Below are 15503 nucleotides of genomic sequence, written 5' to 3'. Positions count from 1 at the left end.
TCCAAGAGGGGATTGCTGTTGATCCCCTTTTGGCCCGTGCAGGGTGGAACCTTGCGATCTTAATTCAAACGAAGTTTAAAAATAGATATGGTGAAGCGCCACGACGTTGGTGGCCGAAGGCCATCGCCAAGACTAAAACCAAAGAACAGAGCTGGATTCCGGCTCACAAGCATTACCGGAATGACGGGAAATGGCGACCGGAATAACAGAGAATGGCGACCGGAATGACGACCGAAATGGCGACCGGAACTACAGAGAAGAGTGACTGGCATGTCAGATGTACTTGGCCCGTGCAGGGTGGAACCTTGCGGTCTTAATTCAAACGAAGTTTGAAAAATAGGTATGGCGAAGCGCCACGACGTTAGTTGCCGCAGGCCATAAGTACAAAGTATAAAAAACAAAGCTGGATTCCGGCTCACAAGCATTACCGGAATGACGGAAAATGGCGACTGGAATGACGGGAAATGGCGACTGGAACGATGGAAAGTGGTGACCGGGATGATGGGAAATGGCGACCGAAATGACAGAGAAGAGTGACTGGGATGTCTGATGTATTTGGCCTGTGCAGGGTGGAACCTTGCAATCTTAATTCAAACGAAGTTTGAAAAATAGGTATGGTGAAGCGCCACGACGTTAGTGGCCGCAGGCCATAAATAGCAGAACTAGAACCCATAAAAGAATCGCTTTATGAATTATCCCATTGATGACAAAACTCAATAAAGCTTTTCAACAGCGGGCTGTGATACTTATCTTTGTGAACCACCAACCAAAACGGTCGCTGCATATTGATATGATTCCCCTTAATTTGGGAGTTGAGCTGAGTCACACGGCCATCGTTAATCGCATATTGTGCCGCCAAAGCAGATAAACATCCTAAGCCAAGTCCGGCGGCGACACTGTTAATTAATGCTTCAGTGGTATTCAGTTCAAACACTTCATGCCACGACTCTATTTGCGGCGCGATAGTGCGCAAAAAAAACTCTCTAGAGCCAGAACCTGCTTCACGTAATATCCACTCACTTTGCTCTAAATCGTTAAACGTCCATTGTGCCTGCAGACTTATGGATAAATGAGGCGCAGCGATAATACACATTTCATCATGGCTAAACTGACTGGCGATGAGTTCTGGGTGATGACTTTTACCCTCAATCAAGCCAATGTCTAACTCGTAATCCAGTAGTTTTTGGCAGATTAGACGTGAATTGGAAATCACCACGCTTTGTGAGAAATGTTGATGTTGCTGCCTAAATTGGCTCAATAACCCGGGTACAACATGATTACCTAAGGTGTCACTGGCACCTATTTTCAATTGACCCGTAAAAGCGTGGTCTGCATCAAACAATTGACTGATATTATTTGCTCTACTAAGCAGCTCGTCGGCCAGTGGTAATAGCTTGTGTCCTTCTTGATTAAGCACCAAGCGATTATTGACCCGATCAAATAGCGGGTGACCCAGTTGTTTTTCGAGTTCAGCCAGTGCCATGCTCACCGCGGCTTTAGACAAATACAGCGCCTCGGCTGCAGCTGTTAAGGTTTTATGTTGGGTAACACTGGTAAACACGTTGAGCTGCTTTAATGAAATGTGCATAGCGCCGCTTAGTTTGATATAGAGTGAGTTTGAAATAGCATTAGTTTGATGGTTATAAAGTTAATGTGAACGGTTTTATCTTCATCGTTATTGTTATGATCGATATTTCGTTCAGATTTTCTGAACGTATGTTTCATATAATTGGATATATATAAACAAAGTGCAAGCGTAATATAAGCTTATTCTCTGATGGGTTGTTTTGAGGTTGTAATGATTCGAGCAGTAAAACAAACACTAACGACTGTTCCAACCCCTATGGCTGGATTAGCGTTGGGTATTGCAAGTTTAGGTTGGAGTTGGGAACTCCTAGTTGATTTCCATCATTATAGTCAGTGGGCAGGGGCTGTAATCGCAAGTGTATTATTACTGATTTTAAGTGCTAAATTTTTATTACATTCACATTTATTACGTCAAGATCTCGCTCATCCAGTCGTTGGTAGCGTGGTACCTACTTTTGCAATGGCGTTAATGGTGGTGTCGAATTCGCTGGGTTATGCCTCGGCACTCGCAGGTGATTTATTATGGTCATTTGCCGTTTTGCTACACATCGGTTTTTTGGTCGGGTTTATTTATCATCGCAGTAAGCAATTTTCTCTGCATCATATGGTGCCGAGTTGGTTTATTCCTCCTATTGGTATTGTGGTGGCAGATGTGTCGTTTTCAGGCAATATTCATCTCGCGTGGGTTGCTCATACCGCGCTGATTTTTGGCATGTTAAGTTATGCCATAATGTTACCGATGATGATTTATCGTCTTATATTTACAGAACAAATTCCTGATGCAGCCAAACCAACCTTAGCGATTTTAGCGGCGCCAGCCAGTTTATCTTTGGCGGGTTATTTAACCGTAATTGAACAACCATCGCCGGTCATTGTTGGATTATTATTTGGTATTGGAGTGTTAATGACTGCAATTATCTATTTGTGTTTTTTCAAACTGATGCGTTTACCTTTTAGTCCTGGTTATGCCGCGTTTACGTTTCCGATGGTGATTGGGGCAACGGCATTATTTAAGATGTCTGTTTGGATGGAAAGTGTTGGCATGGCTGCGGAATATGTACAGCAAATTAATGCATTAGCTGAGTTTGAATTGCTTGTCGCTACCGTGGTTGTCAGTTATGTTTGTCTGCGATATCTGCATTTTTATCAACCGAATAGAGTCTTGGTGGCTAATCCATAAATGAGCGTATATGACCCCAGCAATTGAGATAGCAAAAAAGCATAAAATAGATTTTGAAGTACATGAATACCACCATGATACTAATAGTGAATCTTATGGTTTAGAAGCAGCGCAAAAACTGGGTGTGCCAACGGAACAAGTGTTTAAAACCTTGGTGGTGAGTTTAGATAATCAAGCGCTGGTGGTTGGGGTTGTGCCAGTGTCGTCGATGTTGAGTATGAAGTTAATCGCGAAAGCCGCAGGCGCAAAAAAAGCCCGCATGGCAGAGGCATTAGTCGTTGAGCGTTCTAGCGGTTATGTACTGGGTGGAGTGAGCCCATTAGGGCAAAAAAAACCTCTGCCGACAGTTATCGATATTTCTGCACAGCAGCATCAACGTATCTACATTAGCGCCGGCAAAAGAGGCGTAGATATTTCGTTAAGCCCTGCTGATTTACAACGGTTATTGAACGCCACGTTTGCTGATATTTGTGCCCAACGCTAACGTCTATTTGCCATTAACTGGCCGATGAGATTGTTAGCTTAATGACCATTGTCAGCAAGCAATACGCAGCAAGCATTTCGCAGCCAACATTTCGAAATAAGCATTTTACAGCCAATAATTTTTTACAAAGAGTTTGCTATAAAAGGTTAGCTATAAAGAGATCGCCGTAAACAATTCACCTCAAACAATTCACCTCAAACAATTCACCTCAAACAATTCACCTCAAACAATTCATCTCAAACAATTCATCTCAAACATTTTATCGTAAAATATCTGCTCTTAAACAAGTCAGTCTAAAAGAGTCAGTCTCAAATCATTAGTTTCAAAAGAATGAGTGTCGAACTATTCAAGTTCAAACTCTAGGTTTTACCTTCGTTCAATAACACCCTTCATTATCAATTTATTTTGGCTTTAAACTCTGCTTGGGTATTGGGATTAGCTTTTTGATACCAATAATCGAGCATTCTACTGATTTCTGCTTGGGTGATATTTTCAGTTTTATTAACCTGAGTGTCGGCAGTATTGTTACTTGCGGTAACCTCTGCCGTTTTTGCGACTGGTACTATGGCTACTGGCGCTACTGGCGCTACTGGTACTACTGGTACTACTGGTGCAATTGGCGCTGCAGTAGCTGTTTTTTTGTTGATAGGTTTAGCTGATGCAATTGCAGCTATGGCGCCAGATTCATTATATTGTGCGATCTCTTGAGCAAAATCACGGCCAATTTGTAAGCCTGATTTCATCAGTTTATCTTGAGTAAATACAATGCTTTTACCCGTATTGTCGGTTAACGTTATAGTGGGTTGATCATTAAATTGATTGGCGCGTGAGGCAGAGTTAATGGTCGGCAATGTGAGTTGGTAGTTTTGCTCGCTGGCCTGAAAACGTAAGATAACAACATCAGAAACAAAATTATTTTGGCTGCCATTATCGCGATAACGGGCTTGATAGCGAAAAGCGATTTGTTGCATGTTATCGGGCATGCTTAAGTCCAGTTTTACACTAGATTGCTGTTGTGATGCTTTACCGTTAACTAATACCGTTTCGACTCTGTCTGGCAGTTGTAAACTGGCGGCGATGCCCATAGGGCTAAGAGTAAGACAAAGTAACGCGATGATATGACGCATAGTGTGTGGTTCCATTGATGTTGATGAACAATATTGTGTGTTATGTGTAAGCACAATAATTGCTTAATTGCTTAATTGCTTCATTGCTTAATTGCTTAATTGCTTAATTGCTTAATTTCCTAATAGCTTAAGTGGTGATAAATGCTGGTCGGTAATGCTCTGGCAGTTCAAAGGTTTTTAGCATGTTGCTTAATGGGCAAACAAAACGGAAAAAACACGATGTCAGTGCAAGGTCGGGCGAGTGCTCGTTGCCATTGCCATGCAAACGATCGCCTACAACCGGGTGGCCTAAGCTAGCCATATGAATCCTAATTTGATGTTTACGGCCGGTGTCTATTTTTACCTGTACTTTGGATTGATTCAACTCTGAGTTGTAGGTCAGTAAGGTGGCGTGGGATAACGCCGGTTTATTATCGACTGGAGTATTAATGGTAACGGGTTTGCTCGGAAACTCACCTTCAACAATCACTTGATAGTACTTTTCCAATTCGCGAGTTTCAAATAGCTTAGCAATAGCAGCAGTGGCTTTTTTACTGTGTCCCAATACTAATAAACCGGTAGCAGCACGATCTAGACGATGAATAATAAAGGCATTGCGCTGCGGCTGCATATTTAATTCAGCGTAGCGATTAATGGTGGTGTGATCGCTCCACTTTGAGCCCTGGCAACGCATACCATAGGGCTTGTACCAAATGCTGTAGTCGCCTTCATCAAACAATAACTCTGCCGGTGTGACTTGTTCGTCTAAAATGTATTGATTGTAATAGAGATGCAGTTTGTCACCAGGTTGCAAAGGCTTTTTTGCACGGCGAATACGATTAGTTTGTTTACCATGGCTGTGCCAGATAGCACCTTTTTGCATAGCATCTTTCAATACTTGCTTGCTCAGGCTACTGGCTTGCGCCAAAAGCTCAATAGCGTCAGTACTGTGCTCGGTAATATCAATATGGTATTCGGTTTTATCGGCCATCATTTGGTTAACTCTAACAATGCAGTTTATCAGCAGTAAATAACGCTAAATGTTACCTTATTTAGCGCTTCAATGTTGATTAGTTAATGAAACTTTCTCTTCGCTTAAGTATCTATGTATCATCTGTCGTAAAGTTGTTTTAGCATAACGCGACAAAACACCATATCAATCTGGAGTAGGTAACTTGGAACACATCGTTTGGGATTTTGATCCTATATTAGTCTCGTTTATGGGATTAACCGTACATTGGTACGGCGCGCTTTTTGCGTTGGCTATAGCCACTGGTTTTCAGGTGATGAAGCACTTTTACAAAAAAGAAGGCTTAGATGTTGAGTCTCTTGATAACCTATTAGTGTATTGCGTTATTGGCATTATTGTTGGGGCTCGTTTAGCTCATTGTATTTTTTATGACCCTGGGTATTACTTTGCTCATCCGCTGAAGATATTTGCGATTTGGGAAGGCGGCCTTGCTAGCCATGGCGGCGGGTTAGGAGCGATATTGGGTCTGTATTTTTACCAACGTAAAGTGAAGTTACCGTTTTTGTTTTTACTCGATCGTTTAGCTATTGCGACAGCCATATTTGGCTTTTTTGTGCGTATGGCGAACTTTGCTAATTCAGAAATTTTGGGCGAACCCACTAATCAGCCATGGGGCATTATTTTTAAACGTATTGATATGTTGCCGCGCCATCCTGCGCAGTTGTATGAATCGTTTGCCTATTTATTAATATTTATCGGCTTATTCGCCATTTATAAATACACCAATATGAAGCAAAAACACGGCGCTATCTTTGGTTTGTTTTTGGTATTGGTCTTTACTGCGCGTATCGCGATTGAAAGCGTGAAAGTCAGCCAGGCGGCATATCATGAGTCAATGCTCAGTGCCGGCCAGTGGTTAAGTTTACCGTTTCTATTCGCGGGTATTGTGTTGCTGGTTATGGCTTACCGTAAACGCAGCTAATATGCTTACAAACTGAAAGTGATATCCAATAAAAACGTCCTATGGCTAATGCGAGAGGACGTTTTTTTATGAGTAATCTGAGTCAGGATTTAATGCCTTTTACTTGGCATTACATACCTGCAGGTAAATACTTAAATCGCTTCATTTGTTCATAATGGGTATCAACAATTTTTTGTACTTGTTCTGGTGTCAGTTTGGTTTTCCACTGATGCTTGCCACCATTTCTAAAGAAGGCATTAGCATTTTCATGTTTTTCAACAAAGCCGAGTTTAGTTTCTTGGGCTTTCAATTGAGCAAAAGAAGAGTGCTTAATGGCATTTTTCAGGCGGACAGGATCTTTTTTCAAACCTAAAAAGGATTCTACTTTACGGAAGACCTTTTTAGGATCATCTAGCATATCCTCATAGCGTAAAATCAGCTTTGAGGCATCATCGGCAGTCCAGCTAGACACATGCATAGACCAAGAGGTAATAATTTGTGGCACATGCGGTGCTTCATTTGGCGTGCCAGTCATTTCTTCTGCCATATAAGCTATGGCTTCATCGATGCTGTAACCAAAGTAATTGGCCATTGAGATTGCCACATCTAGCGGGTTACGAACCACATAAATTGCCCCAGATGTGACTGAGGAATTATGCAGTGGATGACCGTTGTATTCGCCTAGGTAGTTGTGGGTTTTTACAAATGTGGTGCCATTAGCTTGATGCGCAATATCAGCCTGAACCTGTGGCCGCAATACACTCACCTCTTCTAACGTCAGCTCAGTGGTGGCAGCTTTGTCTTTTGGTAAATAATGCTGGTAACGATGCGCGGCCGACTCTGCCGTCGAAATGGTGTGCATGGTATTAATATCAATCGGTTGATCTTGATTTTGAATATAGTTTTCTAAAAATGCGCGTACCCAAGTGTTACCCGATTTAGGGTAAGAGGCCACCCAAAGTATGTTTCCCATCCGTAATCCTTTGTTATTATTTTTACGTCGTTCAATGCAGTAAAACTACCGATAATTGTTCAAAATGGCAAGTTTACTGGGGTGTTTGTATAGGGATTAAACTGTGATTATAACGACGATAATGTCGCTAAATGTAAACGCTGTAATGAATTTCAAGCTTCATAGCGCATGGTTTATTGTTAAGCGCTGACATTAATTGCTTTGCATCAAATTGCTTTGCATCAAATCGCTAGCAAATGTAGCATGCTTGTTAATAAATGCCTTGCGACCGTTTGGTAGAGGTATTTTAGGCTGTATTATGTATAAAACAACAAGGAGAGTTTTGATGAATATTAATGCAACGCTGGTTGGCCAGTTAATTGTTATTTTCGCATTGCTAGTGGGTGTTATCAGTTATTTTCTTGGTCGTCGTAAAACACAATCACCGATTATGGCGGGCGTGCTTGGCGCTGTATTATCAATTGTACCGCTATTTGGTTTGATCTATTTAGTGGTGTTGATACTCAAAAATGATGTTAATTTAGGCGCTGAAACCGCAAGCAATTAAAGGTTGTTCCTAGGTCTCCTTTTAATGTTAAGGCTGCTGTTTTGATGCAGTTACCATTTTTTCTGCTAGTGATAATAAGTTTCGGGTCAACTTATGCAACGTTAATTCCTCGCTCTGCTTATGAAGCATTCCGGCTATTGGGTTCTATTTCAGAGTGTGTTTCAGTATTAATGGCTTACGGCTTAATCGTTGCGTACAACAAATTTACCTCAGAAAAAATTGCGGTTATCTCTTCATCATAACGTTGGGCTTTGTTCAGTTGAGCATTAAAAGGGGATAGCTGAGTGTTGTATCCACTTTAGCTGCTCTGACAAGGCTCTAAACCAGTAAACGTGTCCGCGGTGTTACTGTTTAAACGCTTTGATTTTACTTATGCAACCCTTTATACTTGCCGCTGCATTTTTATGCACTGCGCGTTTAATAAATTTTAAGCCTAATTTACCCATATTGCCGAGGTCGTTTTTCCATAATGAATATTAAGCCGCATTAGTTTTCCCTCCCTATTTGGATCGTTAAGATCCGTCCGTAATTGCTGCCATGTTGGTAGTTTTTGTTGTATATCACTATCCAATATCATTTTGTCGCATTAATGAGTTAATTTCACCGCTGACGCACGCTGATATCTCAGGCGTTAACATATGTTATTGGCATATTGGCTAACATTAAAACAGAGTAAAATACATGATACAAAACATGAAAAAAGAATGGTTTTCCAACATCCGTGGAGATCTGTTAGCAGGTATAGTCGTCGCGCTAGCGTTAATTCCTGAGGCGATTGCCTTTTCTATTATTGCTGGGGTTGATCCAAAAGTGGGTTTGTACGCTTCATTCTGTATCGCTGTGGTTATCGCGTTTACGGGTGGACGTCCTGGAATGATCTCTGCGGCTACTGGTGCTATGGCGCTATTGATGGTGACCTTAGTTAAAGAACATGGTCTTGAGTATTTATTAGCAGCAACGTTATTGACCGGCATATTTCAAATTGCAGCAGGTTACTTAAAGCTTGGTAGTTTGATGCGTTTTGTCTCGCGTTCGGTGGTGACCGGCTTTGTGAACGCACTCGCCATTCTGATCTTTATGGCGCAGTTGCCAGAGCTCACAGATGTGACGTGGCATGTATACGCTATGACCGCCGCTGGACTGGGTATTATTTACTTATTCCCACTCATCCCAGTTATTGGTAAATCGTTGCCGTCACCTTTGATCTGTATTGTCGGCTTAACCATTTTTGCGGTTTACATGGGATTAGATATCCGTACCGTAGGCGATATGGGACAACTTCCTGATACGTTACCAATCTTCCTTTGGCCAGAAGTGCCATTAACCCTTGAAACGTTAATGATTATCTTCCCTTACTCTGCTGGTCTTGCTGTTGTGGGTTTATTGGAATCGATGATGACAGCGACCATTGTTGATGATTTAACCGATACGCCAAGCGATAAAAACCGCGAATGTAAAGGCCAAGGTATTGCGAATATCGGTGCTGGTTTATTGGGCGGCATGGCAGGTTGTGCCATGATTGGTCAATCAATTATCAACGTTAAATCAGGCGGGCGTGGGCGTTTGTCGACATTCTCTGCCGGTTTGTTTTTGCTAATCTTGATCGTGTTTTTAGGTGATTGGTTAAAAATGATCCCTATGGCTGCACTCGTTGCCGTGATGATCATGGTGTCTATTGGAACCTTCTCTTGGGATTCTATTCGTAATCTTAAACATCATCCTTTATCGACCAATCTTGTGATGGTTGCCACAGTTGTTGTGGTTGTCGCTACCCATAATTTAGCGATTGGGGTATTTGTAGGTGTGTTACTTGCCTCGTTATTTTTTGCCAATAAAGTGGGCCGTTTTATGGTGGTTAAAAACACCGACACTTCAGCAGACACTGGCCGTCATTATCAAATTATTGGCCAAGTCTTTTTTGCCTCAGCAGATAAGTTCAGCAACTCATTTGATTTCAGAGAAGTGGTTGATAAGGTGACTATTGATTTATCTTTGGCACATTTTTGGGATATTACTGCGGTATCGGCGCTCGATAAAGTGGTGATTAAATTCCGCCGCGAGGGCACTGAAGTTGAGTTAATTGGTCTTAACGAAGCCAGCGCTACCATTGTGGATAAATTTGGTGTGCATGATAAACCCGAAGACGTTGAAAAAATGATGTCAGGTCACTAAGCCCATAGCCACACCATAAAAGGATAATAATGATGACAAATGTGATTGCCTGTATCGACGGTTCAAAAGCAACACGCGCGGTATCTGATGCTAGTGGGTGGGCGGCTATGCAGTTGAATGCCCCTGTGACTTTACTACATGTATTGGATAAGTCTGCCTATCCTACAGAGTTAAATCTGTCGGGAAATATTGGCCTTGGAAGCCGAGAGCATCTGCTTGCTGAAATGGTTGAACTTGAAGGGCGCATGAGCAAACTCGCGCTCGAACAAGGTAAATATATGCTACAAGATGCGCAAACGAGCATTGTGGCGGCGCAACCTTCTGTGACTGTGCAAACACTGCAGCGCCATGGCGATTTAGTTGAAACGCTACTTGAGCAGGAAGCTGATGCCAGACTGGTGGTTATTGGTCGTCAAGGTGAGCAACATCAAGATCAAGCGCAAGCGATTGGCAGTCATTTAGAAAGTGTTATACGCACGCTTAAACAGCCGATTTTAGTGGTGATGGCTGATTTTACAATGCCAAGCCGTTTTATGATTGCTTATGACGGCAGTGCTACTTCGAAAACCGTGCTTGAACGCTTGATAAGCAGCCCACTACTTAAAGGGCTCGCATGCCATTTAGTGATGGTGTCTGACAATCAGTCTCAAGCGCTAACCGAATTGACTTCAGTTGCAGACTCTCTTACCGAGGCTGGTTTTGAGGTAACAACTGCGGTTTGTCAGGGCGAGGTGCAAACGGCTCTAGAGGCTTACCAGCTAGCACACCAAATTGATTTAATGGTAATGGGTGCTTACGGTCATTCACGTATTCGTGAGTTTTTTGTTGGTAGTAATACGACACGGATGATCAGTAAAAGCCACATCCCGTTGTTATTGTTGCGCTAAGCAAAAAAGACTAGCGTCGCTTCGCTGCTAGGGCGGACTACGTCCTGCTAGGATCGCTTCGCTGCTAGGGCGGACTATGTCCTGCTAGGATCGCTTCGCTGCTAGAGCGGACTATGTCCTGCTAGGATTGCTTCGCTGCTAGGGCGGACTTGCGTCCTGCTAGGGTGCTAGGTTCTTGATTTTATAGGATCTAGCCGCGTAGCGACCTAGCAGCGTAGCGCTACTAGGCTACTAGTATGCTGTGAGCTAGGCTCTGCTTAAGCAACAACACTTGGCAGCAGTGACTTTTCTGCTTTTACTGCACACACCTTATATTCTGGAATTTTTGCAATGGGATCCAATGCATTAATGGTCAGTTTATTGGCTGCGGCTTCGGCAAAGTGGAATGGTAAAAATAATACTCCTACCTGAGCCCGCTTAGTCACAAAGGCGGCTATGTCTATTTCTCCGCGGCGAGTACTCAGTTTCAACATATCACCGTTATTGACTCCCAATTGCTCGGCATCAAAAACCGAAATCATTACTCTGGGCGACCCTTTAATATCCAGTTCCGGGGTTTTGCGCGTCATAGTACCAGTATGGAATTGTTCCAGTAAACGGCCTGTTGAAAGGGTTAATGGATATTCGCTATCGGGCATTTCGGCAGGTAGTCGATAGCTCACTGGCATCATCCTGCCTTTACCACGTAAAAATGTTTCGGTATGCAAAATCGGTGTGCCAGGATGGTTTTCATCAAAGCATGGCCACTGTAAACCATCTACCTTATGTTCAAGTCGTTGCCAGGTAAGGCCTTGATATTGCGGGGTGACGTGGTTAATTTCTTGCCAGATATCTTTGGTGCTGTGGTAATTCCAATTAGCATCAAGGCTGTTGGCAATCATTTGGATAATTTTCCAGTCTACAATCGCATCCCCAGGAGGGGTTAACGCGACACGTAATTGTTGTACCCGACGTTCTGTATTAGTGAAATGGCCATCTTTTTCGGCAAAGGCAGTTGCGGGTAGTACCACATGGGCCATCTGCGCGGTTTCGGTTAGAAAGATATCTTGCACTACCATAAATTTAATTTTGGATAGTGCAGCGATTACGTGAGCTTGGTCCGGATCGCTTAGCACTGGGTTTTCACCCAATACATACAGAGCATCGAGTTTACCTTTGACAATAGCCTGCATGATTTCAGTTGCTGCTAATCCTATCTCTAAATTTAGCGATGTATTGCCCCAAGCTTTGGCAAATTTAACGTTATTGAGTGGGTTATCGACTTGCTGATAACCGGGATAATAATTGGGTAACGCGCCCATATCACAGGCACCTTGCACATTACTTTGGCCACGTAGTGGATTGAGTCCGCCGCCCGTCACGCCAATGTTGCCACACAGCAATTGCAAGTTAGAGGTGGACACAACGTTGTCATAACCCGAGGTATGTTGAGTAATTCCCATGGCATAATACAAGGCGGTTTTATCCGCGGTACCAATCATTTTTGCCATAGCGGCAATGTTTTCAGCGCTCACACCAGTAATTAACGCTGCATTGGCTAAGTTGTAATCTGGCTTCATCACTTCTTGCTTGAGCAATTCATAGTCTTCAATACGGCTATTGATGTAGTGCATGTCTTGCCAGTTATTGATGATAATTTGCTGCATGATGGCATTGAGTAACATCACATCTGTGCCCGGTTTATGTGACACATATAAATGGGCACTGTCTGCAATAGCCGTTCTCTTTGGGTCCGCCACAATTAAGCGCGCGCCGTGTTGGCTGACCGCTCTTTTAATGTGAGAGGCGATAATAGGATGGGCGCTGGTGGTATCGGAGCCGATAATAAAAATAACATCGGACTCTTTGATACTGGGAATATCATTGGTCATGGCCCCGCCGCCAATGGTATCGGATAACCCTGCAACAGATGATGAATGACATAGTCGTGCGCAGTGATCGATGTTATTAGTGCCCATAATGCTACGGGCGAATTTTTGCATTAAATAGTTTTCTTCATTGGTGCATTTAGCTGAAGACAATGCCGCAAACTTGCTTGGCCCAGCAGCATCTTTAATCGGTTGAAGTTGCTGTGCTATATAGTTAATGGCCTCGCTCCAGCTGGCCGGTTCTAGCTGACCATTTTTGCGAATTAATGGTGTGGTAAGGCGTTTAGGGCTGTTTAAAAAGTCAAAACCAGAGCGCCCTTTAACACATAACATGCCTTCATTGACCACTGATTGAGTATCGCCAGATACTCGCATTACATGATTTTTGGCCGGGTCGACATGCAGTTCAACCCGGCAACCGACACCACAATATGTGCACACGGTTGAGGTTTTGGTTAACGCTCTGTCGCTGCCTTGGGTTTTATCGCGGGCATCAACCAAAGCGCCAGTAGGGCAAACTTGAACACAGTTACCGCATTGCACACAATCACTGTCATTCATCGACGCAGTAAAGCCAACACGAGGGGCGTTGCGGCTAATGCCTGCTGTTGTAGCATCGGGTAGTGCTTGATAACTATTGGCTTCAAAGCTGATAACGTTATGACCACTTTGTTGATGGCAAGCGTCAATGCAAGCGGCGCAACTGATACAGCGATTAGCGTCGAAAGTAATAAAAGGCGCACTGTTATCGACTTTAAATTTACGCGACTGAGTTTGATCCAGTGTTTTTCCGTCGACTTTATATTCGGTGGCATAGTCGCGTAACTTACAATCGGTATTGGCTTGGCAAGCACACTCCAAACAACGCATAGCTTCTTGCATTGCTTCATCGGGAATGAATCCTAGCTCTACTTCGGCAAAGTTAAGCGCTCGATTGAGCTGGTTTAGCTCTGGCATTTTTAAGCGACGACGTTTGGCTGTCTCAGGGTATAAGTTAGGGTAAGCGTTGGGATGTAGCGCTGCAGATAACGAGGCTGTTTTGTTGGCTTTTCGTGAGTTAAATAGTCCAGGCTCTAAATGACATGTTAAGCCTTCAGTTAATAATCCTTCAATGGCTTCAGCGGCTTTTCGACCGTCTGCCACCGCACCAACTGCAGTACCTGGGCCGGTGCGGGAATCACCGATAACAAATAGCTTTTCCACTCCAGCAGACATGGTTTGCTCGCAGCCAAGGAAGGTATGCCAGCGGGTCAGGGCGATATGGCCAGTGTCTATTTGATTTTCTGGCTGGTCTAAAAAGGCTAAATCCACTTGTTGAGATACCGCAGGAATTACAGTGTCGAATGCTTCTTCAAAGGTTTCGCCAGTCGCTTTAGGAGAACGGCGACCAGATTCATCGGGCTCGCCGAGCTCCATTTTAGCAAAGGTGACGGATTTAACCCGGCCCTGGTTATCGCTGTGGTTTTCCAGAGGATTAGTGAGAAAATGAAACTTAACCCCTTCCTCTTCTGCTTCATGTATTTCATAGGGCTCAGCTGGCATTTCATCACGGCTACGACGATAGATTAAGGTCACATCAGCACCATCACGGACAGCGGTACGGGCGCAATCAATGGCAGTATTACCGCCACCAATGACGGCTACTTTTTTGCCTGTAATGAATTTTTTGTCGGTGCAATAATCGCGTAAATAGTCCACACCTAAATAACAGCCGATTAAATCACTGCCAGGATAATTCATTGGCACGGCTTTTTGCGCCCCAATCGCGAGGCAAACCGCATCATAATTGGCCACTAACTCGGTTAAATTGGTATCACGACCCAGTTCAACTCCAGTTTCAATCTTAAGTCCATTGCGGGTGAGCAGTTCAATCTCTTTATCCAGTATATCTTTAGGTAAGCGGTACTCAGGAATACCGTAACGTAACCAGCCTCCAGCTTTAGGAGCCGACTCCATAATGGTCACATCGTGGCCATTATTAGACAAATAATAACCCGCGGTGAGTCCTGCAGGGCCACTGCCGATAATGGCAATGCGCTTGTTGGTAGCGGGTGCTTTTGGCGGAACATAAGACTCTGCATCTTGTAAATCTAAGTCTGCTGCATGACGTTTTAATTGGCGAATTGCCACAGGTTCATCTACCAGTCCGCGGCGACACTGGGCTTCACAAAAAGCCGGGCAAACACGGCCAATAGACAAGGGTAAAGGTAAGGTTTGCTTGATGACTTTGACGGCTTCTTTATGATCACCTCTGCCGATATGATACAGGTACGACTGCACGTCAACGCCGGCAGGACAGGCGGTTTGGCAAGGTGCTTCACAATCCGCAAAGTGATCACTCAGAATATCTTTGAGTGCTTGTTGACGAAGATGGCTTAAGTGGCTCGACTGGGTAATGACCTCTAAGCCGGTTTCAAGCGGGGTTTCACAGGCACGAACACATCGTAAACTGCCATCATGGTTTTTGATTTGTACTTGGCACAAATTGCAGTGTTGTCTCTCTTGGCGATGAGAATAATCACATAAGCTAGGGATGTTAATACCGGCGTTTTTTGCTGCCTTTAACAAGCTGTCAGCTTTAGGAAGCGAAAGTGTTGTTCCGTCGATAGTGATATCAATCATTGCAAAGCCTTTTCATTTTTTGAGTCACGGGCAAAGTCTAATGCCTTTGAGGATGGGACGAGTAGGGCGTCAATAGGCATAAAAAACTAAACCTAAAATGGGATTAATGTCAGCAATGGCAGATTAAGCTGATAACCTTGCGCTCG

The 15503-nt window shown here is 43.6% G+C and carries 12 protein-coding genes; 7 read left to right on the top strand and 5 right to left on the bottom strand.

Annotated elements, in window-relative coordinates; genetic code table 11:
- Positions 1 to 206, top strand: a 206-nt coding sequence (locus AAEY94_RS19635) for a hypothetical protein (protein ID WP_350979732.1), incomplete at its 5' end; no start/stop codon positions are given.
- Between the two features lie 479 nt (positions 207 to 685).
- Here AAEY94_RS19635 and AAEY94_RS19630 read toward each other — a convergent pair.
- Positions 686 to 1588: a LysR substrate-binding domain-containing protein gene (locus tag AAEY94_RS19630; RefSeq protein WP_350979730.1), complete on the bottom strand. Its 903-nt coding sequence runs from the start codon at positions 1586 to 1588 to the stop codon at positions 686 to 688.
- Positions 1589 to 1798: 210 nt separating this feature from the next.
- Here AAEY94_RS19630 and AAEY94_RS19625 point away from each other — a divergent pair, with 210 nt between their 5' ends.
- Both AAEY94_RS19625 and ybaK read left to right on the top strand, forming a co-directional pair.
- Positions 1799 to 2767: a TDT family transporter gene (locus tag AAEY94_RS19625; RefSeq protein ID WP_350979728.1), complete on the top strand. Its 969-nt coding sequence runs from the start codon at positions 1799 to 1801 to the stop codon at positions 2765 to 2767.
- Between the two features lie 10 nt (positions 2768 to 2777).
- Positions 2778 to 3251, top strand: a complete 474-nt coding sequence (gene ybaK, locus AAEY94_RS19620; protein WP_162022404.1) for a Cys-tRNA(Pro) deacylase — start codon at positions 2778 to 2780, stop codon at positions 3249 to 3251.
- Positions 3252 to 3646: 395 nt separating this feature from the next.
- Here ybaK and AAEY94_RS19615 read toward each other — a convergent pair whose 3' ends face one another.
- Both AAEY94_RS19615 and AAEY94_RS19610 read right to left on the bottom strand, forming a co-directional pair.
- Complete coding sequence (locus AAEY94_RS19615) at positions 3647 to 4378, bottom strand: DUF2057 domain-containing protein (RefSeq protein WP_350979726.1); 732 nt, start codon at positions 4376 to 4378, stop codon at positions 3647 to 3649.
- A 127-nt stretch (positions 4379 to 4505) separates the two neighbouring features.
- Entirely contained in the window at positions 4506 to 5351 is an 846-nt protein-coding gene (locus AAEY94_RS19610; protein ID WP_350979724.1) for a pseudouridine synthase family protein, read from the bottom strand.
- A 181-nt stretch (positions 5352 to 5532) separates the two neighbouring features.
- On the opposite strand from AAEY94_RS19610, the gene lgt reads away from it, so the two are divergent.
- Positions 5533 to 6309: a prolipoprotein diacylglyceryl transferase gene (gene lgt, locus AAEY94_RS19605; RefSeq protein WP_101085954.1), complete on the top strand. Its 777-nt coding sequence runs from the start codon at positions 5533 to 5535 to the stop codon at positions 6307 to 6309.
- Positions 6310 to 6418: 109 nt separating this feature from the next.
- On the opposite strand, the gene AAEY94_RS19600 is transcribed toward lgt, so the two are convergent.
- Positions 6419 to 7261, bottom strand: a complete 843-nt coding sequence (locus tag AAEY94_RS19600; protein ID WP_101085953.1) for a sulfotransferase domain-containing protein — start codon at positions 7259 to 7261, stop codon at positions 6419 to 6421.
- A 325-nt stretch (positions 7262 to 7586) separates the two neighbouring features.
- On the opposite strand from AAEY94_RS19600, the gene AAEY94_RS19595 reads away from it, so the two are divergent.
- The 3 genes from AAEY94_RS19595 to AAEY94_RS19585 all read left to right on the top strand — a co-directional run bounded on the left by AAEY94_RS19595 (position 7587) and on the right by AAEY94_RS19585 (position 10867).
- Positions 7587 to 7808: a hypothetical protein gene (locus tag AAEY94_RS19595; protein ID WP_101085952.1), complete on the top strand. Its 222-nt coding sequence runs from the start codon at positions 7587 to 7589 to the stop codon at positions 7806 to 7808.
- Between the two features lie 681 nt (positions 7809 to 8489).
- Positions 8490 to 9980: a SulP family inorganic anion transporter gene (locus AAEY94_RS19590; protein ID WP_101085950.1), complete on the top strand. Its 1491-nt coding sequence runs from the start codon at positions 8490 to 8492 to the stop codon at positions 9978 to 9980.
- Positions 9981 to 10009: 29 nt separating this feature from the next.
- Positions 10010 to 10867 (top strand): universal stress protein, encoded by an 858-nt coding sequence (locus tag AAEY94_RS19585; RefSeq protein WP_502959412.1) that lies wholly within the window; start codon positions 10010 to 10012, stop codon positions 10865 to 10867.
- A 257-nt stretch (positions 10868 to 11124) separates the two neighbouring features.
- On the opposite strand, the gene fdhF is transcribed toward AAEY94_RS19585, so the two are convergent.
- A complete protein-coding gene (gene fdhF, locus AAEY94_RS19580; protein ID WP_350979720.1) occupies positions 11125 to 15357 on the bottom strand; it encodes a formate dehydrogenase subunit alpha in 4233 nt (1410 codons plus the stop codon).
- Positions 15358 to 15503 lie beyond the last annotated feature (146 nt).

Origin of the sequence: Shewanella sp. AC34-MNA-CIBAN-0136, assembly GCF_040309945.1 — a bacterium.
Taxonomy (GTDB): domain Bacteria; phylum Pseudomonadota; class Gammaproteobacteria; order Enterobacterales; family Shewanellaceae; genus Shewanella.
This window is presented reverse-complemented; position numbering and strand designations above follow the sequence as displayed.